Raw genomic sequence first — 26,608 nt, 5'->3', positions numbered from 1 at the left:
TCAAATTTATTCACCCATACCCTCTTCACCTGCTGTTTTTTTACTGTTTTTAAGTAGCTCATTAAGAGTATCAATTTCATTTGGCGTAAAATACCGCCACTTACCGGGCTCAATACCTTTGGTAGTAAAACTCATAATTCTTACTCGTTTGAGCGATGTTACCTTAAAGCCTAATACCTCACACATGCGTCGTATTTGCCTGTTTAAACCTTGGGTTAAAATTATTTTGAAACGGTTTTCTCCTTCTTGTTTTACAAAACAAGGTTTAGTGATAGTGCCTAAAATTTTAACACCATTACGCATGGCGTTTACAAATTCGAAATCAATTTTTTTATCAGTGGTAACTATGTATTCTTTTTCATGACCATTACCTGCTCTCAATATTTTATTGACGATGTCACCATCGTTGGTTAAAAAAATTAAGCCTTCAGACAATTTATCAAGCCTACCAATAGGAAATATCCTTGTTTTATGATTAACAAAGTCAACAATGTTGGTTTTATCTTTTACATCAGTAGTGCAGGTAACGCCTTTGGGTTTGTTGAGCATAAGGTACACCGGGGCTGTTTTCTTTTTCAATGGTTCACCATCAATTTTTACTACATCGCCGGGTTTTACTCTGTTGCCCTTATCAGCATCTTTACCATTTATGGTTACCCTACATTCTTCAATATATTTATCAGCAGCTCTTCTGCTACAAAAGCCGGTATCGCTTATATATTTATTTAAACTAACATCCATAAAAAGGGTATTTATAAAAAAAGTTGCCTCAAATAAAAGAGGCAACTCTATGATAATTTTTTTAAGAAATTATTTATTCAGCGCTGGCATCAGCTTGGGGGGCTGGTGTAGCATCAGCTGGTTTTTCTTTATGTAATTTACCTAGCTCGTTACCTGATTTCTTTTTCACAATACGTGGTGCTAACATCACCTGCATACGTTTACCTTCTAATTTTGGTAATCCTTCTAAAGCACTTACATCTTTTAATGCATCAGCAAATTTCAATAAAAGCAATTCACCTCTTTCTTTAAACATGATAGCACGACCTTTAAATTGAACGTGTGCTTTTACTTTGTTACCATCTTCTAAGAACTTTTCGGCATGTTTTACTTTAAAGTCGAAGTCATGATCGTCGGTATTGGGCGTAAAACGAATTTCCTTCACCTCACTGGTTTTGGCTTTCGCTTTCATTTCCTTTTTCTTCTTCTTTTCTTCGTACAAAAACTTGTTGTAGTCGATAACCCTACAAACTGGAGGATTAGCGCCTGGAGAAATTTCAACCAAATCTAACCCTAACTCTTGAGCGATGGCATTGGCTGCTGATAAAGAAAAAATACCAGGCTCAATGTTTTCACCAACCAAACGCACTTCTGGCGATTTGATCATATGGTTGGTACGATGCTCTTGCTGTTGCTCTTTTTTAAACCGCGGATTAAACGCTCCACGGGGCGGTCTTGGAGGAAATGCCATTTGTTTTGTATTGCAATTTGCCACCGGCAGTTCGTAGCGTATTGCAACTATTTTATTTTTAAATGAATGATCTGCCTTAAAAACATATTAAAATTACAAAAATTATTCGCCTCTACGTTCTTTTATTTCTGCAACGAGGGCTTCCACAAAGGTATCAATATCTTGCACACCAATATCACCTTTACCTTGCCTACGTACTGCTACTGCATTTGAAGCAATTTCTTTTTCACCAAACACCAGCATATACGGTACTCTCGACAATTCAGTATCTCTAATTTTTTTACCAATTTTTTCGTTTCTATCGTCAATTTCTGCACGAATATCTGCTTTTTTAAGTTTTGCCAACACTTCATGGGCATAATCCATAAACTTATCGCTGATAGGCAAAATTTTCACTTGTAATGGTGCCAACCAAGTTGGGAATTTACCAGCATAGTGCTCTAATAAGAAACCAATAAAACGCTCATGTGTACCCAAAGGCGCTCTGTGAATAATTAAAGGTACTTCAGGTGAATTGTCTTTATTAGTAAACGATAATTTGAATTTATTTCCACTATTAAAATCTACCTGATTCGTAGCCAATGTAAACTCTCTACCAATGGCACTCCAAATTTGTACGTCAATTTTTGGGCCGTAAAATGCCGCTTCATCTTTTACTTCAACGTATGGTATGTTGAGTTCAATTAAAGCGTTGCGAACCATTGTTTCGGTTTCTGCCCATAGCGTTGGTTCGTTTACATATTTTTGACCTAACTTTTCAGGATCGTGTAAACTAAGGCGCATTACGTATTTATCTACCCCAAATATGTTGAAATACTTGATGTACATTTCGTTAACTGCACGAAACTCTTGTGCAAACTGCTCTTTGTTACAATAAATATGAGCATCGTTCATGTGCAAACAACGCACCCTCATTAAACCAAACAATTCACCACTTTGCTCATAACGGTAACAAGTACCATATTCAGCAATACGGAAAGGTAAATCTTTATAACTTTTTGGTTCAGCATCAAAAATTTTGTGGTGATGCGGACAGTTCATTGCCTTTAGATAGTACTTGGTACCATCTAACTCCATTGGCGGAAACATACTATCTGCATAATAAGGTAAATGCCCACTGGTTAAATACATGCTTTCTTTAGCAATATGAGGTGTAACTACCCTTTTGTAACCTGCTGCATTTTCTGTTTCTTTCGCTAACTTTTCTAACTCTTCAATAATGATGGTACCGTTTGGTAACCATAATGGCAAACCTTGCCCAACATCATCATCCATAGTAAAAATGCCCAACTCTTTACCCAACTTGCGGTGGTCACGTTTTTTAGCTTCTTCTAACATCAACAAATACTCATCTAACTCTTTTTGGTTAGGGAAAGATGTACCGTATACTCTGGTAAGTTGTTTGTTTTTTTCATCGCCTTTCCAATAAGCACCAGCCACACTCATTAACTTCACTGCTTTTATAAATGAAGTATTAGGGATATGTGGCCCACGGCACAAATCAGTAAAATCGCCTTGGGTATAAAATGTAATTTCACCATCAGCAAGGTTGCTTAAAAGGTCTAATTTATACTCATCACCTTTTTCAGTGAAATAGTTAATAGCATCTTGTTTGCTTATAGGTTTTCTGTCGAAGCTGCTGTTCTTTTTAGCTAACTCGGCCATCTTCTTTTCAAGTTGAACCAAGTGCTCTTCAGTAAGGGTTGCATCGCCTAAATCCATATCATAATAAAAACCATTTTCAACAGCAGGCCCCACCCAAAATTTTACTTTAGGAAACATACTTTGCACTGCCTCGGCCATTAAATGCGCTGTAGAGTGGCGAAAGGTTGATTTAGCATCGGCATCGTCCCAGGTTAATAATTTTAAAGTAGCATCCGTTTCGATAGCACGGGTAGCATCCCAAACTTGGTCATTTACGCTAGCTGCCAATACTTTTTTGGCCAGTCCTTCGCTAATGGATTTTGCAACACCCATAGCAGTTACGCCTTTTTCAAATTCTCTAACAGAACCATCAGGCAATGTAATTTTAATCATCATTGTTTGTAAACTTCAAAACATTTATAAGAAGTACAAATTTAACGAACTCTTTGCGAATAGTACTGTTTAATTCAATTTGTTTCGTAGATTAAAATTTACTTTTGTGATTAAAATTTGGAAAGAATGAATAAATTTTTATTAACCTTAATTTTTGTAGGTAGTTGTTTTATTGGTTTTACACAAAATTTTAAAGGTCAATGGAAAGGATATTTTATTGACAACAGTACGTCACGTTTTTCGTGGGGCGGCGATAAATGCGATTATGTGTTAGATATTGACATTAATGGCAAAGAGGTAACGGGTTATTCGTATACTTATTTTTCAAGCGATGGTATTAAGTATTACACCATCTGTACTTTAAAAGGCACTGCCGATAAAAAAAATAAAACTATTGAAATTTCAGAAATTGCTCGTACAAAAACAAATGTACCAGTTAACATCAGCAATAGTTTTCAGTTACATAAATTGGTTTGGCGTAAAGAAGGTGATAATGAAATATTAGAAGGTACTTGGAAGCCTGCGCCAGGGCAGGATATTAGCAACACTGGTTATGGTACTACTGTATTAACCAAAAGGCAACTAACTGAAATATCACCTTTAGCAAAAAAAATAAATAATAAAAAAGATCCAGAATCGGTTACCACAAAACCTGCTTTTACTAACCCAACGGTTGCCAAAAAGCCTGCTACTAAAGCGCCTGTAGTGGCAGCAACACCAGCTAATAAAGTTAAGCCAACTACACCTGTAGTGACTAAGCAAAAAAATATGGTGGTTAATAAACCTACCACAACAGCAAAAAACACCATAACAACAAAAGCTGCTGTTACCCAACCTACTAATAACACGGAACCAACAACTCCAATTGCAGTTAATACACCTAAACCAACAACCCCTACAACGGTTATTCCTCCTGGGTTTGAAAAAAGAAATACCAATGTGTTACAAACGGTTATAGTTGAAAACCCAACAGTAAAAATTGAGTTATATGATAATGGCGAAGTAGATGGCGATAGCGTATCATTATTTTATAATGGCAAAGTATTATTAGCACACAAACGTTTAACGCAAAATGCCATTATGATTGATTTACCGGTAAATAACGATGAAGTAAATGAATTGGTAATGTATGCTGATAACCTTGGCACACTACCACCAAACACAGCATTAATGATTGTAACCGATGGTAAAAAACGTTATGAAGTAAGGATAACATCTGACTTACAAAAAAGTGGCACTATAAGATTTGTGCATAAATAATATTGGTTACACAGTTGCAAATTTGTTGTTGATGTACAAAATTTTGTCGTTTACGACTTATTGAACTATGGTACTTTTTGTTGAAAAAGGTTCGCTGTAATTTTATGAAATAACCTTTCAAATGAACCTAATTTTACAAAAGCCAACCAGCATTTTTAATGCTATTGCAATAATGATTGCAGCATTATTTTTTAGTAATACAATAAATGCACAATGTACAGACTATACAGCTAGCACATCTTTCGTATCTAACAACTCCAACAAAGGAGTTATGTTTAGTATTACGGCCAATAGTTCACCTGTAACCATTACTGGTTTTGATTTTAACTGCATTGGTTTTAGTGCTGGTGAATTTGAAATTTATTATAAAACAGGAGATTATGTTGGGTTTACAACCAATGCAGCAGCATGGACGTTAGCACCAGGCTGTCCTTTTTCAGTAACTGCTTTAGGTACCAATAATGTAACGCCTCTCCCAATTGAATTAAGTGTAACTATACCTGCAAATGGTATGGTATCTTTTTATGTGACTAATAATGATGGTGGAATTCCTGCAGGTATTAGGTATACCAATATTGCAGCACCTTCAGTTGCTGTAGCTGACGCTAATATAACTTTAAGTAGCGGCATCGGTAAATCTTACCCATTTGGAGCCGATTATAATTATCGTTTAGTTAACTGTATAGTGCACTACTATACAGGCAATTTAAACCAAGCACAAACATTGAGTACTGTAAATACTAATAAAGTTTTTGTAAACCAAAGTAATAATGCCACCAATACCTATGCTGCCAAATGCGATCAATTGGTTTGTAGGGTAACAGGCACCGGTGCTAACCCTGTAAATGGCACAACAGCCGCAAGAGTTTGGTTAGAGACTACACAGCCAGCACAATATGTAAAAAGACATTATGAAATAACACCAGAAAACAATGCTAGCACAGCCACTGGTAATGTAATACTATATTTTACACAACAAGAGTTTAATGATTTTAACGCAGTAAATGCTTTAAAATTGCCGGTTAATGCTGCTGATGCAGCTGGTATAGCCAATTTAAGAATTGAAAAAAGACCAGGAACTAGTAGCGATGAAACAGGTTTACCCAATAGTTACACAGGCACCCCCATTACCATTAACCCATCAGATGCTGCCATTATATGGAATGCAACTTTTTCTAGGTGGGAAGTTACCGTACCTGTTACTGGTTTTAGTGGTTTTTTTGTAAAAACCACCAACAGTATTTTACCAATTCAACTTATAAGTTTTAATGCCATAAAAAAAGAGGGCTATCAATTAATACAATGGAAAGCTGCTGCAACAATAAACACCACTAGGTTTGAAATTGAAAGAAGTAGCGATGGGTATCAATTTGAAAGTATCGCAAATATTGCAACAAACGGACAAGAAAATTTTCAATACAACGACTATTATAAAATAAATGGCCAAGTATATTATCGTTTAAAAATGATAGCAGATCAAAGTACAGAATATAGGTATAGTAACATTATAAAATTGGGTAATGGTAATATTGGTGCCAGTGTTTACCCTAATCCAACCAAAACAAAAAGTACCATTTCAGTTAATCAGCCTTTGGTTGGTACAAAAGCAACAATTTTAAATACCACTGGAACCGTAGTTTCAACACTGATACTTCAACATAACAATACGGTAATTGAAACAAGTAATTTAACAACAGGTATGTACTTAATAAGGTTTGAGGATGGTACAGTTTTGAAAATGATAAAACAATAACATTAATTACATCTTCAAAATAAACAGCCATAACAATTGTTATGGCTGTTTATTTACAATGAAATAAGTTTTTTTCTAACGGCCTCTAAACAAAGGCCTACCCTACTTTGTACTTGTAATTTTTCAAATAGGCGTTCTCTATAAGCATCTACCCTGCTTTCACTTACATTCATAAGTGATGCAATATTTTTGTAGGTTAAATCGCTACATGCATATTGTAAAAATTGTAGCTCACGTTCAGTTAGTTGAATGGAGGCTTGTTGTTGTATTTGCAATATTCTACGGAAGTTGATGTTACTCATATCGCTATGGTAAAATCCTTTTTGATGAATATCTATCAAAGCTTTTTCTAGTTCGTTAGGGTGCGTATCTTTCAACAAATAAGCACAGCAGCCAGCTTTTATCATGTTAATGATATCATTATCATCGTTATTCATGGAAAGTGCCACTAATTTAATTGTAGGAAAATTTGCAGTAACCCATTTAGCTGTTTCTACACCATTCATTATAGGCATGTTAACATCTAACAATATAATATCGGGCAATGTGTTAGGGTGTAATTGTTGTTGTAAATCGGCACCACTATTTGCTTCAATAGAAACTTCAACATCTTTAAATGTTGCTAACATTAAACTCAACGATTTTACGAACAATTGATGATCATCAACAATACCAACTCTAATCATTTTCTAAACTTTTAATTGGCAACTGAATGTTAACCGCAGTACCATTTTGATCAGCATGCCATTGTATGGTTCCTCCTAGTAAATTGGTACGTTGTTGCATATTTATTAAACCTATACCATTTGATGGTGCATTTGAAATGGGCATACCAATACCATCATCAACAATATTAATAAAAAAAACATGGTTTGCTTGATGAAATTTAATATCAATAACTTTTGCTTGGGCATGTTTAATGGCGTTTTGCAATGCCTCTTGTATAATTCTGAACAATATTATTTGTTTATTACTTGCAATTGTAATTACATGTAATACTTGGAGGTTAACATGAATTTGGTTAGCGGCATTTATTCTGTTTACTTCATTTTTTAGATTATCAATTAAGTTAAACTGCTGCAACCATTCTTTACTCAATGATTTTGATAATCCCCTTAATTCATGTATGGCTTTACCTAAGGTTTCATCAGCAATGGTAAGGGTTTCAGGCGTATTGGTTATTGTACGTTGGGTTACACCAATTAACATTTTTGTACTGTTGAGTAACTGTCCTACATTATCATGCAACTCTCTACCTAGTGCAGTAATTGTTTCTTCTTGCGTTTCAATCTGCGATTTCAACAATTGTTGTTGAAACTGTTGTTGCATTATTTTTTTTTCATCAACAAACCGCTTTTTTCTCTCCAAAAAAAGCAATACATAAAAAATCATGAACAAGGCTGTAACAAAAAAAATGCAGGTTATGATTATGATGTAGGTTGTAATATCGTTTGTTTGTGTTTGCATATAAAAGCATAACTAAATGAGCCGTACAAAATAATGTTGAGTATCAAAAATATGGTATATCTAACAGGGCGTATTTGATTTTTATTGTAAGATGCTAAATATTCAAAAAATAAATTGGCCGCTGTTGATACAAAGTAAAAGAAAAAAATACCTGTCATAATCCAAAATTCAGGATGTGATGACAAGGAAAGATTTTCTTCTTTCTGTAAAAATTTATAATAAAATATGAAACACATTAAAATTACCCAAATAGAAAAAATTGTTTTAGTGGTGTTACTATAGCCAACAAAATGCGATTGAATACTTTCAAATAAATAGAAGCTAATAAAAGTAGCAAGCCCTAGTAAAACAAAGGGCTTGCTATTGAAATAAGGTTTACAAATTTTGTATATAACCCAACTTATAAATGAAAACTGTATGGGCAAATATGCATTATACCACCAATAATTATTTGTTTGATGCCAATAAAAGAAAATTACATTTCCCATTATTTCAAAAAATACAACCAACATTAAAAAAACAGGGAAAATTGCAAACCAGCCAACTCTTTTATTACTTAAAAAAAAGACAGCAATTACAGCAGCAATAAACTCAATTAAAGGGTTTATGATATAGTACATACATGTATAATTAATTAAGGGAACATATTACCATCATCAGAAACGAAAGTATCATTGCCATCTTCTGAATTTGCTCTTTCTGGTATAGGTGAATAACCTGCTGCATGGTAATAGGGTACATTTTTGAGGTCAAAATAATTGTACACTTCCATCGTAATATCGTTTACAATTGTAGGCACAACATAAAAACCTATTTTTTCAACACCCATTGCATCTGGCATTATTACATAATTGAAACCCACTTTCCAACTGCAATTTTTAGGTAATTTATTTGCTGCATTACTTTCAATTTTTTCTACCAAAGCTGGAAAGTCTTTCATATAGTTGATGATGTCTTGAGGGTCATACCAAACACCTAACCCTCCATTTAAATCGTACCCTTTAAATTTAAAAGTAGCTTCTTGTGGAAAGGCAATTCTATCAGGAAATTTTTTTTTGAACTCATAACCGCCCTTAGGTTTTTTGGTACTATTATGTGGAAATGTACCATTTGCTGCATTGTTTGTAATTGACATAAGCATTGTGATTTTAAGGTTTAAAGATATTATTTTGAAATACAATATTGTAGTATTTACTAAAATAAAAACATCCTTTTTTTCTGAAATGTGGGGTGGGGAATTTCCCCCCTTTTGTGATGAAAACTCCCACGTTTAACTGCGAAACTTGATTGTAAGTTTGTAAAAGTAAAGCAAACAACCATTTTATTACTTTGTGGTTTAAGTTATAAAATGAACGTTTTAAAAAAATTAGAACGCCTTTTAACAACCAGCTACTGCTGCAAAAAAAAGCTACTTCTAACATATGCTTACTAATGTATGGGGGTACAATAGTAAATATAGTTAATGAGTAGCTTTTAAAAGACTTTTAATGTATCATGTTCGTACATCCTACAAACGCACCCACAGTTTTATATTGTGGGTGTTTCTTTTATAATGAACATAGTTTACATGTAATAATAAAGTGCTTTGACTTTTTTAGCTTAAAAATTAGAAACAGTGATAAATGAAAGTTGATTGTTATAAAACCTTCCAAAAATAAACTTCTTGCTATCGGGTAAATAAGTAAATAACTGTGATACAGCTCTCCAACTACCCCAATCTTTTGAGTCGATAGTTGGGTCGTAAATTTGAACGGTGATGTCTTTAACCGCATCTTTTAATTTATAATTATCATCGCTGGTTAGTTTATAAATACTTGAGCCTCCACCAATCAAATAATAATCGCCTCTTACATTGGTTACGCCAAATGATTGGTATAATTCAGCCAAAGCATCGTAATCCGTTCTTAATTTGATGGTTGATTTTAATTTACCTTCAAAATCCATTGTTAGTAAATAGCCAGGGCCGTATTTATAAAAAGGTTCATCAAACGTCATGGTACTAAATGCATTGGTTTTTACAGGTCTTGTTCCTGCTTTGTATTTAGCTTCTGCAAAAATTTGTATTTCATTATTTTGAATATAAATACCTCTAAACTGTACTTGTGAAATATCTTTTATAGTATTAAAAATATCGATGTTATTGTTGGTCAATATTTTTCCGTTATTAATATCATACAACATCAATTTACCAAAATCGCCTCTTCTAAAACCCTTTGCTTCATAATTAATAGCTACAATATATTCTTCATTTCCTATTGTAACAGCGGTTGGGTTTTGTAGTTGTAATGCTTCACCTAATTGCTTTTCATCAACATTACTACTTGTAACAACGTTTAAAAAATTACCTGAACCACCTCCTTTTGAATCCCTTATTAATATGGCTTTTCCACTATTGGTAACGGCTAATGCTTTTTCATAGTTTTTTGAATCGAGTGTAACATCTTTACTCCATGCTAATGATAGCGTTGTAGCATCAAACATAAGCACTGTGTTATCAACCGCTTCTTTTTTGGTGGAGTTTTTTACGTTTACCATGGCAGCAAATCGCTTATTTTCAGCTGCTTTAAAGTCAAATACTCCTTTTTTGTTGATAGATTCCATTACAAATGAACGAATCATTGTAGTTGTAAATGCGGCTTTTTCTTTATCAAACACATGCATATACAACTCTTGCTTATCTGATTTGCCCGAATAACTTTCTGTAAAAACAATTAACTTTTTGCCACCTGGCTGTTCTATGGCCCCCACATAATTATACAACGTACTGGCATCAATTTTAGGGAAATCAAGTTTAAACGTTTCAATTAATTGATTTTTTTGATCAAACTTTCTTAATATAATTTTGTGGTTACTTAGTTGTCCATCAATATTAATATAACTTAAGAGGTAACTGTTGTAACTATCTACCAATACCAATTTTGCATCATTCTCTACAGCAGGGTTATACTCAAAAGCATTACTATAATCAGCTTTTACCTGTGCAAAACTTATTATGCTTATGCAAAGTGCAGCTACGAGCAGGGTTAAATTTTTCATTTTTTTACTTTTTATAAATTTGTTTTTCAAGTTGTGCTAAAGTTGTTTTTTCATCAGAGCTGAGTTTTATATCTACTAAGTTTTCTTGCAAACTATTTAAGTATTTTTCTGCCTCAGTTTTTTTATTTAGGGCTATATTAATTTTAATAAGGTTAAAAAATATAAACCTTGCAATTTTTGCATTGTAAATGGCCTTAGGGTTTTTGTATTCAATTTTTGCCAATGTTTGTGTCCATATATCAATACCTTTCTGCATGTTGGTAAGTGCCACTTGTTTCATATCATTATCAGTTGTTGCTGCTAATTTTTTGAGGTTAGTGGTAACATAAATATGTGCTTTTTCTAAGTCATCGTAATCGCCTTTATTTTTTACATATTCTATTGCTAATACATCTTTAACAGCTTGATAACCATATTGTTCATTGAGGTATTTATTCAAATACGTCATCACTTTATTAAGGTAATTTCTTTCCTCCGCTGCTTGGTTGATGTTATTAGTGGGTGATGATGATATGAATTCAAATTTCTCAAATAATGTAACATTTGTTTTTTCTACACCATTTACTTTTACAACAAGTTTTGTGGGCTGGTTGGCAAATGTTTGTCCTGCATTATCTTGAAACTTTACTGCGGCTAAATTGATGTTGATATCAACCACAGCATTACCTCTTTCAAAACCATTCAAGTTAATTTGACCTGCCAATACATCATTATTGATGATTACAAAATCTTTTAAATTAGGTTCTTTATAAACAGGTTCACTAGGTTTGTAATACTCTGGTTTAGATGGTATTACAAGTTTAGGTGTTTTACCTTGGTCGGTCATTGCAAGGCGTTCGATCAGTGTCATTTTTTTAAATGCTTCGTTTTCTAAAGCGTACTTTTCTTTTGCTTTTAACACTTCACCATCATAATCTTTGAGTTTTTTTGCATAAGCTTTTTCGCTTTCCAAAACGGTATTATCGTAGTCTTTTAACGCTTGCTGATGCTCAGCTTTGGCTTTTGCAATAATACTTTCGGTGGTTACATTATACGGCGATTGTACTTTTACAGCATAAAACCTACTGCCCTCAGGTGTAGGTATTTTTGGACTAATAATATTTTCAAAATCAATTTTTTCAGTATTGATAGATTGTGACCAGCTGTTTGTAAAACTTACAGCTAATAAAACTGAAAATAAAAAATTTCTCATAGTTGCATTATGTTTTGTTGTACAATATTAGGTGATTATGTGTATCATCTAAAAAATAAAACCTGTGATTATATTTATTTAAAACGCTTCAAGAACATCATGAATACTATCACCAATTAATTATTCAATAACATACTTATACATACTGGTATACTTTCATTTTAAAAATATTTACGTAGCTTAGTTTATTCTCAATTGTATAAACCAATGGCAACTATTGATTACATTATTGTAGATGATGATTTATTAAATGCCATAACGGTACAACAATATGCACAAACCCAAGCAGTTTTAAACCACAGAGGTACCTATACTAACGCTACAGAAGGCCTTATTGCCATAGAAACCATTCAACCCACTTTAGTTTTTTTAGATATTGAAATGCCCAATATAACAGGGCTTGAGCTGTTACGTAAGGCAAAAGCATCGGTTGAAATAGCGGTTTTTATTACAAGTCACCCTGAATTTGCCATTGAAGGTTTTGAACTTTCTGCCATTGATTTTATTGTAAAGCCTTTTACTGAACAACGCTTTCAACAGTGCATAAAAAGAGTAGTTGAGTATTGGGATATGAAACAAAAAGCGGCTCTTTTTGAAATAGCTTTTGAGGCTAGTACCATCACTATTAAAGATGGGCACAACCGCATCAACATCAAAAAAAATGATATTATTTATGTGGAAGCCATGCAAGATTATACGAAGGTAGTTACAGCCGAAAAAAATTATTTAACCCTCTCTACCCTTACTCATTTTATTGACCAGTTTAATAACAATGAAATGTTACGCATACACAGAAGTTACGCTGTTGCCACTAAAAAAATAACCCAATTCAATAACAGCGAAATTATTTGTGGTAACCATGTATTGCCCGTTGGTAAAACTTATAAAAACAATGTGGCACAATTAAAATAACCAAGTTTACAAAAATATACTTATGCTAAAATTATCTTTTGCATTATGGTTCATTATCGTAACAATGGTACCTACTTTTGCCCAAAAGTCAGCAGCAACTCTTAATATTGACTCTCTAAAAAATTTACTAGCATCAACTAAATCAGAAAAAGAAAAAGTACCGTTACTCCTTGCTATTGCTGATTATTATCAAACCAACGTTATTTATGATACCGCCGTACAATACAAATTAGAAGCTGTAAAAGTAGCCACTACCCTACTCAACAAAGGTGATACAACTTTAAGAAGAAGTGTAGTAAAAAATTTATTAATCGTTGCTGAATCTTTCTTAAAAACAGGACAATGCGAACAAGCCCTTGATTATGCATTACAGAGCAGGGCTTTTATGCAACCTACTGATGTTGATTATTTAGTTGTATTTTATAAAACCGCTGCTGATGCCTTGCGTATGTATGCACAAGCAGGTGCAAAAAAAATTAATGAAGCTGAAGTATATTATGATAGCCTTGTGCAATGCGGACAAAAAAAATACCCAGAAGCTTGGAATAAAAAGATTGCACTCGACCTTGCTTTTTGTGTGTACTACCTTTCATTAAATGATGTTGATAAAGCACTTGTGTATATTAAACGTGCCGATTCATTAGCCCCACAATTTGCTGACCCAATTTTAGCATCGCAAGTAACGTATGTATATGGAAGTACCTATTTCACCGCAAAAAATTATGAAAAAGCTTTAATTTATTTAAAAGAGGCTGAAAAAACAGCCAATGCTTGGAGCCCCGATTTATATGTGGAGCTACAACGCAATATTGCTCAATGTTATGGCGCCATGGGCAATTATAAAATGGCTTTTGAATATTATGAAAAATTTGCACCGTTACGTGATTCTATTTACACCAAAGCTGCAGAAAAAAATTACAGTGAAACAGAAGCCAAATTTCAAAACAAAGAAAAACAACAGCAAATAGAACTCAAAAATTTACAATTGGCTGAAAATAAAAAACAACGCTATTGGTTATGGGGAGGTATTGCCCTCCTATCATTGGTGGCCTTATTGCTCATAATTATTTACCGCAATAAAAAACGTACGGCCGATATTTTAAATACCAACAACCAACAACTAGCTACACTTAATGCTGCTTTAGAAGATGCTAACCAAACAAAAGCTACGTTGTTCAGTATTATTGGTCATGATTTACGTTCGCCCATTAGCCAAGTATACCAGTTTTTAAAATTACAGCAACTTAATACCAATGCACTTTCTGCCGAACAAAAAAATGAATTGAGCACCAAAATACAATCAGCTACAGGTTCATTATTAGAATCAATGGAAGATTTATTGATTTGGAGTAAAACCCAAATGAATGCATTTAAGGTAGATATGCAAGCTACTGCCATTGCACACATCACCAATCAATGTTGCCAACTGCTTTCATTAAATATTGAAGCAAAACAATTGCAAATAAAAAATGATATTGCACCCGATGCCAGTATTACAACCGACAGTTATTATCTACAAACCATTATCAGAAACCTTTTACAAAATGCCATAAAAGCTGCACCAGATAAGAGCACAGTTTCAATAAATTACCACATCAACGAACAAGGTAAAATCATTAGTATCAATAATTTTGGAACTATTTTTACCCAGCAACAATATGAAGCAGCTATACAAAATACAGAGGCTGGTAAAACCCTTGCAGGTTTGGGTTTAAGGCTTGTACATGAACTATCACAAAAAATTAATGCAAGGGTACAATTCAGCAATCCTGCAACAGATCAAACTACTGTACACATTATTTTTGAGTAATGAGTACAGTGCCTATTAAATAATTTATTTTACAAATGTCAATAACAACCCATAATCTTTTAAAGTATTGTTTTAGCTTCTTTTAGTTTATGCTCTCAATTTTTTTATAGATATTTGCGCAACTGCATACAACATGAATGTTTTACTAAAGCAAGCCACCATAATAGCCCCACATACAGCTTATCATAAGCAGGTAAACGATATTTTAATTACTGATGGTATCATCGCTCAAATTGGTACGCACATTGAAACGAATAATGCCAGCGTAATTGAGGGCAATCAATTACATGTAAGTATTGGTTGGTGCGATATTTTTGCAGATTTTGGTACGCCTGGTTTTGAACATAGAGAAACATTTGAAACAGGTGCTGCGGCAGCAGCTGCTGGCGGTTTTACTGACGTGATGTTGCTACCTGATACCAACCCAGTAATTGATAACCAAAGTATGGTATCATTTATACAACAAAGTACAGCACATTTACCCGTAAATATTGTACCAATTGGTGCTGTAACAAAAAATAGTGCAGGTACGGAGTTATCAGAAATGTATGACATGCACCAACATGGTGCAGTTGCATTTAGCGATGGTAAAAAATCAATTCAACAAGCTGGCATTTTACTGAAAGCATTACAGTATGTGCAAGCAAAAAATGCAACAATTATTCAAATACCCAACGACAAAAGTATTAGTGATGGTGGGCTAATAAATGAAGGTATTATGAGCACTCAATTAGGCTTGCCGGGCATACCTGCAATTGCCGAAGTGGTTATGATAAATAGAGATATTGAATTATTAAAATATACCCAATCTCGTTTGCATTTTACAGGTATTTCTACACAACAGAGCGTACAAATTATAAAAGCTGCCAAAGCCCAAGGTTTGCAAGTAACTTGTAGTGTTACACCTTACCATCTTACTTTTAGCGATGAAGATGTTGTTTCGTACAACACCAACCTTAAAGTACACCCGCCTTTACGAACAAAGGCTGATGTTATGGCTTTGCAAAATGCTTTGCAAGAGGGTGTTATTGATGGCATTGCTAGCCACCACTCCCCTCAAACTTGGGACGATAAAGTTTGTGAATTTGAATATGCAAAAAATGGTATGCTTACCTTACAAACAGTTTTTGGTAGCATCCATAAAGTATGGCAAAATGTAGAAGCTTTAGTGCAAATACTTACAGTAAAAAATAGATTGATATTTAACCTACCTATACCAACATTTGCTATTGGTGAAAAAGCATGTATTACCATTTTTGAACCCAATACATCGTACGTATTTACTGAAAAAGATATCGTTTCAGCATCAAAAAACAGTGCTTACATCAACCAAACATTAACAGGAAAAGTAGTAGGCATCATCAATAAAAATAAAGTAATCATCAATACCAATTAATAATTTAAAATAGTTCATGAAAATTGCTTCAAAATACATAGGCTTAATAACAGGTATATTAATGGTGGCTGCCTCGTTAATATTATTTTACCCTTTACATTTACCAGTTACAGGTAGTAATCAATACATCATTTTATCATTACTAACAATGGGTGTATTGGTTTCATTAGTGCTGTATAGTAAACAACCGCATGAAAATACACCTACTTTTAAAGATTATTTTACTGAAGGTTTTAAAACATTTATTGTAGTAGTGCTTATTATGGCTATTTACACATTTGTTTTTTATAAATTCAATACACAAATTTTAGAAACTGCTATTAAGGAAAGTAATGAGCTCATCATAAAACAAGGCGATAAAACCCCTGCTGAAATTGAGGCCAACGCACAAAAATTAAGAAGTATTTTTATGCCCATGATGATTACAGTAACTACTATTAAATTTTTAATAATTGGTGCATTGGTGAGTGTGGTGGGTGCTGGATTTTTATCGCAAAAAAAATAAGTATTGACTTGTAAAAAGTCATTTATTTACATATCAAATTTACATACACATGGATCTTTCAATAGTAATACCATTATACAATGAAGATGAATCGTTACCCGAATTAGCCGCATGGATTGAAAGGGTGATGCTTGCCAATAATTTTAGTTATGAAGTTATTATGGTAGATGATGGTAGTACCGATAATTCATGGGCCGTTATTGAAGGTATTCGTGCAAAAAATGATGCGTTCAAAGGCATTAAATTTCAACGCAACTATGGCAAATCAGCGGCATTAAATGAAGCATTTCGTGCAGCCAAAGGCGAAGTAGTAATTACTATGGATGCTGATATGCAAGACTCTCCTGATGAAATACCAGCGCTTCGCAATATGGTTTTAAATGAAAACTTTGATATTGTTAGCGGCTGGAAAAAAATACGTTATGATAACACATTTACCAAAAATATACCTTCAAAATTTTTCAACGCTGCAGCTAGAGCTAGCAGTGGTATTAAGTTACATGATTTTAATTGTGGTTTAAAAGCCTATAAAAATAAAGTTGTAAAAAGTATTGAAGTATATGGTGAAATGCACCGTTATATTCCTGTATTGGCCAAGTGGAGCGGCTTTAAAAAAATTGGTGAAAAAGTTGTTGAACATAGGCCCCGTAAATATGGTGTAACCAAATTTGGGTGGGAACGTTTTGTAAACGGCTTTTTAGATTTAGGTTCCATCACCTTTGTTGGTAAATTCGGAAAACGCCCCATGCACTTTTTTGGCTTATGGGGCACATTGGCATTTTTTACAGGCTTCACTATTTTCACCTATCTCGTCATTTCAAAATTCTTTTTTGATGGCACAGGCATGACGCAACGACCTTTATTTTTCTTTGCCATTTTAGCCATGATTATGGGTACGCAATTATTTTTAGCAGGCTTTTTAGGTGAGTTAATTGCACGTAATGCTCCTGATAAAAATAGTTACCTTATTGAACAAAAAATGGGGTTATAATATGCCAACCTCAGTAGTCATCATAGGTTCAGCTCATCCCTTACGTGGAGGCGGTTTATCTACTTTTAATGAGCGACTGGCTCGTGAGTGTATGCATCAAGGTTACCAAACCAGCATTGTTACTTTTTCATTGCAGTATCCCAATTTTTTATTTCCAGGTACTACACAATATTCTGATGAGCCTGCACCTACTGATTTAAAAATATCAGTTGCTATAAATACCGTTAACCCATTGAATTGGCTTAAAGTTGGTAGACAAATAAAAAAATTACGACCCGATATTGTAGTGGTACGTTATTGGATTCCGTTTATGGGCCCATGCCTAGGAACGATTTTACGCATTATCAAAAAAAATAAACACACTCAAATTGTTTGTATTGCTGATAATATTATTCCGCATGAAAAACGCATAGGCGATACCTTGTTTACAAAATATTTTATAAAACCCGTTGATCGTTTTATTGTAATGAGTGAACAAGTATTAGCAGATTTAAAAACCTTTACACAGCAGCAACCTACACAGTTTATTACACATCCGTTGTATGATAATTTTGGAGAAAAAATCACCAAAGAGGCTGCTAGAGCCGCTTTAGGGATTACAAACAATGATAAAATTGTATTATTTTTTGGGTTTATCAGAAAATACAAAGGCGTTGATATGTTGTTAGATGCGATTAATATCATCAAAAAACAACAAAATAAAGTTCCATTTAAAGTGTTAATTGCTGGTGAATTTTATGAAGATAGACAACCATTTGATACCCAAATTGCTGAGCTACTCTTGGCAGATTATTTGATTTTAAAAACTGATTTTATACCCGATTATCAAGTACGCAATTATTTTTGCGCTGCAGATGTAGTGATACAACCTTATCGCAATGCCACTCAAAGTGGGGTTACACCACTAGCTTATCATTTTGAAATACCTATGATTGTAACCAATGTAGGTGGCTTGCCATCATTGGTACCACATGAAAAAATTGGCTTAGTTACAGCGCCCAACCCTACTGCTATTGCTGAAAGCCTACTGGCTTTTTTTAAGTATGATGCGCAATATTTTATCGACAATATTAAACAAGCCAAACCAGCACTTAGCTGGCAAAATTTAGTAAACGCCATCGTTCATCCAAACCAAAAAAACGACCTGGCTTAACAATGAATTACCGCAAATTTTATAGTAAAGCGCCACTACGTATTGGTTTGGCTGGTGGTGGAACAGATGTGAGTCCGTATGCAGATATGTTTGGTGGTGTGGTGGTAAATGCCACTATTTCTTTATATGCACACTGTAGCATTACTATTATTGAAGAGCCCAACATCATCATTGAAAATACATCAACAGGTGAAAGGGTTCATTATCCTTTACAAAAGATATTACCCTACAATCATTCATTTAATTTGGTGATTGCCGTTTATAATTATTTTCAAAAAAATGATGATGTTGTACCAGAGGGTTTACACATTACAGTATCAGTTGATGCGCCTTTGGGTTCTGGTTTAGGAACATCATCTACCTTAGTAGTGGCGGTGGTTGGAGCATTTATAGAATTGTATCAATTATCATTTTCTAAGTATGATATTGCACATTTGGCATATTATATTGAAAGATGTGAATTGCAATTAGCTGGTGGTAGGCAAGATCAATATGCCGCAACTTTCGGTGGTATTAACATGATGGTTTTTAACCCAAATGATGTTGTTAATGTACACAACATTATTATGAATGAAACTGCCCTACAACAACTACAAAATAATTTATTGTTGTACTATACTGATACTACTAGAGACAGTGCAACCATTATAACAGAGCAAGTAAACAATGTATTGCAAAATAACTTGCCCAGTATTGAAGCCATGCACCAACTCAAAAAGCAAGCACAACAAATGCAAATTATTTTGAGTGAAAATAACATTGATCAAATGGGCGAATTATTACATACAGGTTTTGCTCAAAAAAGACAAATGGCTCATAACATTAGTAATGATTTTATTGAGCAAATTTATAATGCTGCTATAGCTGCCGGTGCAACAGGTGGAAAAATTAGCGGTGCAGGTGGCGGAGGTTTCATGATTTTTTATTGCCCCAACAATTGTAAACATAACGTTGCAGAAACAATTTTACGTTTTGGTGGTAGCATTCAACCATTTGAATTTACTAAAAATGGTTTAGCCCATTACTGCCTATAACTTTTTAGCTTGTTTACAAACCTTCATTTTTGCCTACGCAAGTAAATCTAAAATTACCCCTGTAAATATTTAAATTTGCACAATGCAACAGCAAAAATATTAACCATATATTCAACCAATTGCAACCATTACAACTTTAAAAAAGTATAAAAATGAAACAACCCATTAAAGATATTATAGCGGCTTCAATTAAAGTAAAACAACAAATTTTACAAGATGATACCTTGTTAGCAACTATAGAAAAAGTAGTTACTGTAATAACAACTGCTTTTAAAAATGGCAACAAAGTATTGTTTTGTGGCAATGGTGGCAGCGCTGCTGATGCACAACATTTAGCTGCTGAATTTAGTGGTCGTTTTTATAAAGATAGAGAAGCTTTACCAGCTGAGGCTTTACATGTAAACAGCTCTTACATAACAGCCGTTGCAAACGATTATAGTTTTGATGTAGTGTATGCCCGTATGGTAAAAGGCTTTGGTAAACCAGGCGATGTGTTAATAGGCATTAGTACATCAGGTAATAGTGCTAACATCATCAATGCTATTGAGGCTGCACAACAAAAAGGAATGATCACCATTGGCTTTACTGGTGCAACTGGTGGACAAATGAAAAACAGTTGCGATTATTTAATTAACGTACCCTCCACTACCACACCACGTATTCAAGAGAGCCATATTTTAGTGGGTCATATTATTTGTGAATTTGTAGAAGCCGCCTATTTTGCTTAATTAATGTTGCCCCACACTTGTATCATATTAGCAGGCGGCCTTGGCACTCGTTTACAACATACGGTGCCTGTTGTACCAAAATGTTTGGCACAAGTATCAGCAAAACCTTTTCTATATTGGTTGGTGCAATATCAAATTAAACAAGGTGTTACACATTTTATTTGGGCATTGGGTTATAAAAGCGATAGCGTTCAACACTATATTCAGCAACAATTTCCTACATTAAAACATAGTTTTTCAATAGAGCAGGAACCGTTAGGCACAGGCGGTGCTATTAAAAAAGCCTTAAGTTTTTGTGAAACCGAACATGTGTTTGTAACTAATGGCGATACTTTGTTTAAGGTTGATTATAAAAATTTATACGCTCAACACTTGGCATTACAAACCCAATGTACTTTGGCGTTAAAGCCTATGAAACTAGTTGAAAGGTATGGTACAGTTAATTTTAATGAGCAATATATTATTACCGCCTTCAACGAAAAAGTAATTATAGCAAACGGCTTTATAAACGGAGGTGTATACATCATCTACAAAAATGCATTTTTAAATGCAGTTTTACCAGCGCAATTTTCATTTGAAAATGACTATTTAAAGTTACAAGCACCACAGCATACATTAGGCGCATATGTTGATAATGGTTATTTTATTGATATTGGTGTGCCAGCTGATTACTTTAAAGCACAAGTTGATTTTAAACAACAATTTATGATTGAAACCTTAGGCATTGACGAAGATTGGACACTTTTCATTGACAGAGATGGTGTAATTAACCATGAAAAGTTAGATGATTATATTCATACATGGGATGAATTTCAGTTTTATGATGGTATATTTGATGCCTTTAAAATATTTGCATCTACCTTTAAATACATCATTGTAGTTACCAACCAAAAAGGTATTGGTAAAGGGGTTACTAAAGAAGAGGATGTTATTAACATTCATCAAAACATGCAGGCTGCTATTGAAGCGCATGGCGGACGAATTGATGCTATTTACTATTGTAAAGATATTGAGAGTAATAACCGTAAACCTAACCCTGGCATGGGTTTACAAGCTATTGAACATTTTAAAGATATTGATTTACAAAAAGCGGTAATGGTGGGTAATACATTAAGTGATATGCAGTTTGGCAGAAACCTAGGTATAAAAACAGTTTTTTTAACTACCACCCGACCAGAGGTTGATACAACTGACAGTCGGATAGATGCCGTTTTTAATACCCTAATTGACTTTGCCCAACAATTACGATAAGCTTTCGTTAAAAATAGCTTCTTAATATTGCTTGCCACCAAAATAGCGGCTTCATTTTATATATTTACTTTATGAAATATATTTTTACTTGTTTTATGATTGCTTGTATTGGCTTTCAATCAACTGCCCAGTACATCAACAAAACAGATTATAAATTTTTGCAGAAAAAAGAAGATTCACTAAAAACCATTGGTTTAAAAATAGTACAAGGCCGTAGTGCTGCAGATAGGTTTACAGCGGATAGTTTATTTACTAGAGTATTGGTTAGGGCATTAAAAACACCTTATTCCTTTTACTTTCCGTTTGACTCCATCATCAACGTTTCAAAATTATATGCACCCGATAGTAGCTTTAGAATTTACACATGGCAATTAGTGATCAACGAAAATACAGTACGGCAACACGGTGCCATTCAAATGCGTACAAAAGATGGTTCATTTAAGCGTTTTGCACTCATTGACAAATCTGACGTAACCACCAACATGGCTGATACCATTGGTAACAATGAAGGTTGGATGGGTGCCGTATATTACAAAATCATTCAAAAGCAACTAAATGGTCGTAATATTTACACTTTATTTGGTTTTGATGAAAACAATATCAGAAGCGATAAAAAAATTATGGATGTGTTAGAATTTGTAAACGGCGAACCCATTTTTGGTAATAAATTATTTGTGATGGAAAATGGAAGTAATTATCCCAAAAATGCATCGAGATTTATTATGGAGTTCAAAAAAGAAGCTTCTCCCCGTTTAACATTTGACCCAGATTACGATGCGGTAATTTTTGACGAATTATTTTCGGAAACAGGCGATATTAAAAAGAAATATACATTGGTACCCGATGGTGAATATGAAGGCTTTAAATGGACCAACGGAAAATGGATACATTCAAAAAATATATTTGGTGGGGCTCCTCCTCAAAAATACATCATACCTAAACCTATAAGAGATACAAAAGGTAATATTGACGATAGCCAATTAAAAGGTGGTGAAAGGGAAAACCAATAATCATCGTATATATTGGTAACAACTAAACTTTGTAACAAATGAATTCAAACAATATAGAAATAGCAACGTTAGGGAACGGTTGCTTTTGGTGTACGGAAGCCGTTTTTCAATTAGTGCCTGGTGTAATTAAAGTAGAAAGTGGCTACAGTGGCGGAGATACTATTAACCCTACTTATAAAGATATTTGTACAGGTACCACCAACCATGCTGAGTGTTTGCAAATTACTTTTGATAATACCATTTTACCATACGATGCTTTATTAAAAGTTTTTTGGGAATCACACGACCCCACTACCCTAAACCGACAAGGTAATGATGTGGGTACACAATACAGAAGCATCATTTTTTATCATAACGATATTCAAAAAGAAATTGCTACTGCTTTTAAGCAACAACTAAACGAACAAAAAATATTTAAAAACGAAGTAGTTACAATTATTGAACCGTTTACCGTTTTTTATAAGGCAGAAGATTATCATCAAAATTATTATAACAATAATAAAACGGCCGGTTATTGTCAATTTGTAATTAGGCCAAAAGTTGAAAAATATTTAGCACAAAAAAAATCCTAAAAAATATATTTTCTCAAAAAATAAGTAAATCCCGAAACAACATACATTAAATATTACTTAAATATATTTTAATTAAGTATCAGATTTTTGTCATTTTATATACCAGAATAGTAATTTCATATACTTATTTTAAGGTTTCGTGTATTTAATTTGTTTTTGTCTTAAAAAATATAGTATGTTTGCACCCTAAGTATAAATACTCTTTTTAGCCCCCAACTATTAGTAATTTTACTAATGAGTATATACAATCTTAGGCAATCCAAAGTGCAACATTTTTTGAATGTTGAAATCTAATATCTATCTAAAGATCATCTTTAAAAAACATTTTTATTTCCTGTGAGCCTTTTTTAAACTTTTAAAAATTTAAAAATGCTTACTTCTACTTTCAAAAAAATTACACTTATTTGTGTTATTTCAACAATGGTTTGTGCACAAATGTATGCTCAAAACATTCGACCTTACACCCAAGTATTTTCACAAAACTTAAAAGGCGGTACCGCTATTTTTGGAAATACCATTACACACATTGTTGATAACAATGTTGCTAACACCACAAAAATGAATGAATCATCGGTTGCCTCAAATGGGGTTGGTGGCTTAGGGTTCAGTCAGTACGGTAATGATGGTGAAAATATACAGCCCGTATTAATCGATGCTACCTTACCTGTTGTAAATATTTTCAACAGTGCATCTAATTGGTTTTACAACAATCCTAATAGCGACCAAGGTACTGCATGGCGTACACTTGCTAACCCTACAACAAATTGGGTAAGTGCAACCGGAACATTTGGTTATGGCGCATCACAAACGGTTACCATACCAAGTGCACGAACACATTATTTCTTAAAAAATATTAACATTGCTAACACAGCTGCGTACACAAATTTAAACTTTACGTATAGTTACGATGATGGTATTGTTATTTATGTTAATGGCGTAGAAGTAAAAAGGTCAAATATGCCATCTGGCACTATCACCTACAACACATTAGCGTCAAACAATTCAGCCACCAATAACGAAACTTTAAGTTTACCCATTACCTCATTCGTAAATGGTAACAATGTTATTGCGGTTGAAATACATCAAAATAACGCTAATAGTTCTGATTGCTTTTTTGATATGAGCCTTAGAGCCACACCTTTTAACCCATCAAATGCATCATCGGCTGATTTGGTTTTACCTTCTGGTACTAACACTATTAAGTTTGCTCGTTTGTATTGGGGAGGAAGAATTTCATCTACAATAGCAGCGGTTGCAGATACCTTGAAAAAAGTTAAAATAAGAAAAGGCAACTCAGGTATTTATACCAGTTTAATTGCAGCTAGCACAAGTACTGATCAGCAAGTATTAGCATCTGGCGATATTGCTTATCAATCATATGTTGATATTACGAGTTTTATACAAGGTAATGGAGTAGGTACATACACTGTTGCGAATATACCTGTAAATGCAGGTTCTACTTCAGGTGGTGGTAATTATGGTGGATGGTGTATTATGATCGCTTATGAAAATTTAGCTCGACCATACAATAGTGTAAGAATATATGATGGTTTTTCTCAAGTATTTAACTCAGGTTCACAAGTAACTCAAGTAGTTAACTTAACTGGGTTAAATGTACCAAGTAATACACTTGCATTAGGCGATGCTATAATGAGTACTATGGTTTGGGAAGGTGATGCTAATTTAGGAGCTAGTACTAACAGCCCTGCTGGTGATTATATTAAAGTAAATGATATTGCAGTAAGCAATGCTGTTAACCCAGTTACCAACTTTTGGAACGGTACTATATCAAAAAATGGTGCTTTTGTAACTTCAAAAAATCCAAACTATTCTAACCAAATGGGTATTGATATTGATGAAGTACAAGTTGGAAGCGGGTATGGCATTTTACCAAATGCTACTACCGTAAAAATTGAGTTTGGTACTGAAGCTGATCAATATTTCCCTAGTGTTTTTGCTTTTCAAATTTTAATGAAAGACCCTGTAATTACTTTAAATAAGACTGTAGTTGATGCAAATTTAAATGGTTTATTAGAACCTAGTGAAGAGCTTACTTATACGTTAACAGGTTCAAATCTCGGCCCTGGTACTGCTTACAATGCTGTTATTATTGATACTTTACCAAGCAATGTAACTTACAAAGCCAACTCAATGGTTATTGTTGCTGCTCCGGGTATATTGGTACCAACGCCACAAACGGATAATGTTGATGGAGATTTTGCATCAAAAGGAACGCAAAATGGTAAAACCTTTTTGAAATTCAATATTGGAACTGGCGCTACAAGTACAGCTGGTGGACAATTACCTGTTGGTGGTGTATACACGGTAACTTTGAAAGTAACAGCAAATAGTGTTACAGGTGCAGTTATTAACACAGCCCGTATTACCACAAACTCACAAGCAGGAGATGTATTTACAGATGATGGTACAGCGTTAATAGCCCCTAATACCACTTTAGCTGTTACCTTACTTGACTTTAAAGCAGCTTTGGTTAACAACTTTGGTTACTTAACATGGTCAACCGAAAATGAATTAAACAATGATTATTTTGATGTTGAAAGAAGTGACGATGGTGTAAACTTTGTGAAATTAGGTACGGTTGCAGGTAATGGTACAACTACAACTACACAATTGTATAGCTACAATGATAAAAAAGCAATGAATGCATCTATTGTGTACTATCGCTTAAAAATTGTTGATTTATCGGGCAGGGCTACTTATTCAAAAATCATTGCTTTAAGGGTTAAAGGTGCTTTAAACAATTCGTTGAGTGTTTTCCCTAATCCATTTGAAGACAATATTAAAATTTCATATAACTCAGCAATCGTGACCGTTGCACAATGCAGAATATTATCATTCGATGGTAAAGAGGTATTGAATAGAAAAGTTACTTTACAAAGAGGCGAAAATATTGTTGTATTAAATGACTTGAACAACTTAGCATCTGGTTCATACATGTTAGAATTGAACACAGGTGATGAAAAACTAATTAAGAAGATTATTAAAAAATAATTTTCTTAATACAATCCA

General features: G+C 33.8%; 23 protein-coding genes. 14 read left to right on the top strand and 9 right to left on the bottom strand.

From position 1 onward, the window contains the following. Positions 1-6: 6 nt before the first annotated feature. The 3 genes from rluF to thrS form a co-directional block, all read right to left on the bottom strand. The gene (gene rluF, locus ACFOWM_RS00685) at positions 7-741 is read right to left on the bottom strand and encodes a 23S rRNA pseudouridine(2604) synthase RluF (protein WP_379705612.1); all 735 of its coding nucleotides are present in this window, start codon (positions 739-741) and stop codon (positions 7-9) included. Between the two features lie 73 nt (positions 742-814). Then, on the bottom strand, positions 815-1,471 hold the full coding sequence (gene infC / locus ACFOWM_RS00680; RefSeq protein WP_379705609.1) for a translation initiation factor IF-3: 657 nt from the start codon (positions 1,469-1,471) through the stop codon (positions 815-817). Between the two features lie 102 nt (positions 1,472-1,573). Further along, positions 1,574-3,511, bottom strand: a complete 1,938-nt coding sequence (gene thrS, locus ACFOWM_RS00675) for a threonine--tRNA ligase (RefSeq protein ID WP_379705606.1) — start codon at positions 3,509-3,511, stop codon at positions 1,574-1,576. A 123-nt stretch (positions 3,512-3,634) separates the two neighbouring features. On the opposite strand from thrS, the gene ACFOWM_RS00670 reads away from it, so the two are divergent. Further along, on the top strand, positions 3,635-4,768 hold the full coding sequence (locus ACFOWM_RS00670; protein ID WP_379705604.1) for a hypothetical protein: 1,134 nt from the start codon (positions 3,635-3,637) through the stop codon (positions 4,766-4,768). A gap of 121 nt (positions 4,769-4,889) precedes the next feature. Then, entirely contained in the window at positions 4,890-6,521 is a 1,632-nt protein-coding gene (locus ACFOWM_RS00665; protein ID WP_379705601.1) for a T9SS type A sorting domain-containing protein, read from the top strand. 53 nt (positions 6,522-6,574) lie between these two features. On the opposite strand, the gene ACFOWM_RS00660 is transcribed toward ACFOWM_RS00665, so the two are convergent. The 6 genes from ACFOWM_RS00660 to ACFOWM_RS00635 all read right to left on the bottom strand — a co-directional run bounded on the left by ACFOWM_RS00660 (position 6,575) and on the right by ACFOWM_RS00635 (position 12,216). Continuing rightward, positions 6,575-7,207 carry a response regulator gene (locus ACFOWM_RS00660; protein WP_379705598.1) on the bottom strand — a complete coding sequence of 211 codons (633 nt, stop codon included), beginning with the start codon at positions 7,205-7,207 and terminating at the stop codon, positions 6,575-6,577. Beyond that, positions 7,200-7,850, bottom strand: a complete 651-nt coding sequence (locus ACFOWM_RS00655; RefSeq protein WP_379705595.1) for a sensor histidine kinase — start codon at positions 7,848-7,850, stop codon at positions 7,200-7,202. Before ACFOWM_RS00655 ends, ACFOWM_RS00660 begins: the two co-directional genes overlap by 8 nt. Before the next feature lie 98 nt (positions 7,851-7,948). Continuing rightward, positions 7,949-8,608 carry a hypothetical protein gene (locus ACFOWM_RS00650; RefSeq protein ID WP_379705592.1) on the bottom strand — a complete coding sequence of 220 codons (660 nt, stop codon included), beginning with the start codon at positions 8,606-8,608 and terminating at the stop codon, positions 7,949-7,951. Between the two features lie 14 nt (positions 8,609-8,622). Next, positions 8,623-9,123, bottom strand: coding sequence for a hypothetical protein (locus ACFOWM_RS00645; protein WP_379705589.1), 501 nt, complete (start codon positions 9,121-9,123; stop codon positions 8,623-8,625). Between the two features lie 464 nt (positions 9,124-9,587). After that, complete coding sequence (locus tag ACFOWM_RS00640; protein ID WP_379705586.1) at positions 9,588-11,024, bottom strand: hypothetical protein; 1,437 nt, start codon at positions 11,022-11,024, stop codon at positions 9,588-9,590. Positions 11,025-11,028: 4 nt separating this feature from the next. Then, entirely contained in the window at positions 11,029-12,216 is a 1,188-nt protein-coding gene (locus ACFOWM_RS00635) for a hypothetical protein (RefSeq protein WP_379705583.1), read from the bottom strand. Positions 12,217-12,423: 207 nt separating this feature from the next. Here ACFOWM_RS00635 and ACFOWM_RS00630 point away from each other — a divergent pair, with 207 nt between their 5' ends. The 12 genes from ACFOWM_RS00630 (at position 12,424) to ACFOWM_RS00575 (ending at position 26,590) form a co-directional block, all read left to right on the top strand. Continuing rightward, complete coding sequence (locus ACFOWM_RS00630) at positions 12,424-13,128, top strand: LytR/AlgR family response regulator transcription factor (protein WP_379705580.1); 705 nt, start codon at positions 12,424-12,426, stop codon at positions 13,126-13,128. 22 nt (positions 13,129-13,150) lie between these two features. Further along, complete coding sequence (locus ACFOWM_RS00625) at positions 13,151-14,938, top strand: ATP-binding protein (protein ID WP_379705577.1); 1,788 nt, start codon at positions 13,151-13,153, stop codon at positions 14,936-14,938. Between the two features lie 133 nt (positions 14,939-15,071). After that, complete coding sequence (locus tag ACFOWM_RS00620; protein WP_379705574.1) at positions 15,072-16,334, top strand: dihydroorotase; 1,263 nt, start codon at positions 15,072-15,074, stop codon at positions 16,332-16,334. A gap of 16 nt (positions 16,335-16,350) precedes the next feature. Further along, entirely contained in the window at positions 16,351-16,839 is a 489-nt protein-coding gene (locus ACFOWM_RS00615) for a DUF4199 domain-containing protein (protein WP_379705572.1), read from the top strand. A 49-nt stretch (positions 16,840-16,888) separates the two neighbouring features. Continuing rightward, a complete protein-coding gene (locus ACFOWM_RS00610; protein WP_379705569.1) occupies positions 16,889-17,830 on the top strand; it encodes a glycosyltransferase family 2 protein in 942 nt (313 codons plus the stop codon). Position 17,831: 1 nt separating this feature from the next. Then, positions 17,832-18,983 (top strand): glycosyltransferase, encoded by a 1,152-nt coding sequence (locus tag ACFOWM_RS00605; protein WP_379705567.1) that lies wholly within the window; start codon positions 17,832-17,834, stop codon positions 18,981-18,983. A gap of 2 nt (positions 18,984-18,985) precedes the next feature. Then, positions 18,986-20,017, top strand: coding sequence for a GHMP family kinase ATP-binding protein (locus tag ACFOWM_RS00600; RefSeq protein ID WP_379705564.1), 1,032 nt, complete (start codon positions 18,986-18,988; stop codon positions 20,015-20,017). A gap of 152 nt (positions 20,018-20,169) precedes the next feature. Next, positions 20,170-20,745 carry a D-sedoheptulose 7-phosphate isomerase gene (gene gmhA / locus ACFOWM_RS00595; RefSeq protein ID WP_379705561.1) on the top strand — a complete coding sequence of 192 codons (576 nt, stop codon included), beginning with the start codon at positions 20,170-20,172 and terminating at the stop codon, positions 20,743-20,745. Positions 20,746-20,748: 3 nt separating this feature from the next. Beyond that, positions 20,749-21,996 carry an HAD-IIIA family hydrolase gene (locus tag ACFOWM_RS00590; RefSeq protein WP_379705558.1) on the top strand — a complete coding sequence of 416 codons (1,248 nt, stop codon included), beginning with the start codon at positions 20,749-20,751 and terminating at the stop codon, positions 21,994-21,996. Between the two features lie 71 nt (positions 21,997-22,067). Then, positions 22,068-23,006 carry a hypothetical protein gene (locus ACFOWM_RS00585; protein WP_379705555.1) on the top strand — a complete coding sequence of 313 codons (939 nt, stop codon included), beginning with the start codon at positions 22,068-22,070 and terminating at the stop codon, positions 23,004-23,006. Positions 23,007-23,044: 38 nt separating this feature from the next. Further along, positions 23,045-23,578 (top strand): peptide-methionine (S)-S-oxide reductase MsrA, encoded by a 534-nt coding sequence (gene msrA, locus ACFOWM_RS00580; protein WP_379705552.1) that lies wholly within the window; start codon positions 23,045-23,047, stop codon positions 23,576-23,578. Positions 23,579-23,947: 369 nt separating this feature from the next. Then, complete coding sequence (locus tag ACFOWM_RS00575) at positions 23,948-26,590, top strand: T9SS type A sorting domain-containing protein (protein WP_379705549.1); 2,643 nt, start codon at positions 23,948-23,950, stop codon at positions 26,588-26,590. The last annotated feature ends 18 nt before the right edge of the window (positions 26,591-26,608 follow it).

This window comes from Ferruginibacter yonginensis, assembly GCF_042651465.1.
GTDB classification, from domain to species: domain Bacteria; phylum Bacteroidota; class Bacteroidia; order Chitinophagales; family Chitinophagaceae; genus Ferruginibacter; species Ferruginibacter yonginensis.
Note: the sequence above shows the minus strand (reverse complement) of the source record. Positions and strands in the feature narration are given on the sequence as shown.

Coding starts and splice junctions, on each gene's coding strand:
- rluF (WP_379705612.1), bottom strand. CDS start 741: ATGGATGTTAGTTTAAATAAATATATAAGCGATACCGGCTTTTGTAGC.
- infC (WP_379705609.1), bottom strand. CDS start 1,471: ATGGCATTTCCTCCAAGACCGCCCCGTGGAGCGTTTAATCCGCGGTTT.
- thrS (WP_379705606.1), bottom strand. CDS start 3,511: ATGATGATTAAAATTACATTGCCTGATGGTTCTGTTAGAGAATTTGAA.
- ACFOWM_RS00670 (WP_379705604.1), top strand. CDS start 3,635: ATGAATAAATTTTTATTAACCTTAATTTTTGTAGGTAGTTGTTTTATT.
- ACFOWM_RS00665 (WP_379705601.1), top strand. CDS start 4,890: ATGAACCTAATTTTACAAAAGCCAACCAGCATTTTTAATGCTATTGCA.
- ACFOWM_RS00660 (WP_379705598.1), bottom strand. CDS start 7,207: ATGATTAGAGTTGGTATTGTTGATGATCATCAATTGTTCGTAAAATCG.
- ACFOWM_RS00655 (WP_379705595.1), bottom strand. CDS start 7,850: ATGCAACAACAGTTTCAACAACAATTGTTGAAATCGCAGATTGAAACG.
- ACFOWM_RS00650 (WP_379705592.1), bottom strand. CDS start 8,608: ATGTACTATATCATAAACCCTTTAATTGAGTTTATTGCTGCTGTAATT.
- ACFOWM_RS00645 (WP_379705589.1), bottom strand. CDS start 9,123: ATGTCAATTACAAACAATGCAGCAAATGGTACATTTCCACATAATAGT.
- ACFOWM_RS00640 (WP_379705586.1), bottom strand. CDS start 11,024: ATGAAAAATTTAACCCTGCTCGTAGCTGCACTTTGCATAAGCATAATA.
- ACFOWM_RS00635 (WP_379705583.1), bottom strand. CDS start 12,216: ATGAGAAATTTTTTATTTTCAGTTTTATTAGCTGTAAGTTTTACAAAC.
- ACFOWM_RS00630 (WP_379705580.1), top strand. CDS start 12,424: ATGGCAACTATTGATTACATTATTGTAGATGATGATTTATTAAATGCC.
- ACFOWM_RS00625 (WP_379705577.1), top strand. CDS start 13,151: ATGCTAAAATTATCTTTTGCATTATGGTTCATTATCGTAACAATGGTA.
- ACFOWM_RS00620 (WP_379705574.1), top strand. CDS start 15,072: ATGAATGTTTTACTAAAGCAAGCCACCATAATAGCCCCACATACAGCT.
- ACFOWM_RS00615 (WP_379705572.1), top strand. CDS start 16,351: ATGAAAATTGCTTCAAAATACATAGGCTTAATAACAGGTATATTAATG.
- ACFOWM_RS00610 (WP_379705569.1), top strand. CDS start 16,889: ATGGATCTTTCAATAGTAATACCATTATACAATGAAGATGAATCGTTA.
- ACFOWM_RS00605 (WP_379705567.1), top strand. CDS start 17,832: ATGCCAACCTCAGTAGTCATCATAGGTTCAGCTCATCCCTTACGTGGA.
- ACFOWM_RS00600 (WP_379705564.1), top strand. CDS start 18,986: ATGAATTACCGCAAATTTTATAGTAAAGCGCCACTACGTATTGGTTTG.
- gmhA (WP_379705561.1), top strand. CDS start 20,170: ATGAAACAACCCATTAAAGATATTATAGCGGCTTCAATTAAAGTAAAA.
- ACFOWM_RS00590 (WP_379705558.1), top strand. CDS start 20,749: ATGTTGCCCCACACTTGTATCATATTAGCAGGCGGCCTTGGCACTCGT.
- ACFOWM_RS00585 (WP_379705555.1), top strand. CDS start 22,068: ATGAAATATATTTTTACTTGTTTTATGATTGCTTGTATTGGCTTTCAA.
- msrA (WP_379705552.1), top strand. CDS start 23,045: ATGAATTCAAACAATATAGAAATAGCAACGTTAGGGAACGGTTGCTTT.
- ACFOWM_RS00575 (WP_379705549.1), top strand. CDS start 23,948: ATGCTTACTTCTACTTTCAAAAAAATTACACTTATTTGTGTTATTTCA.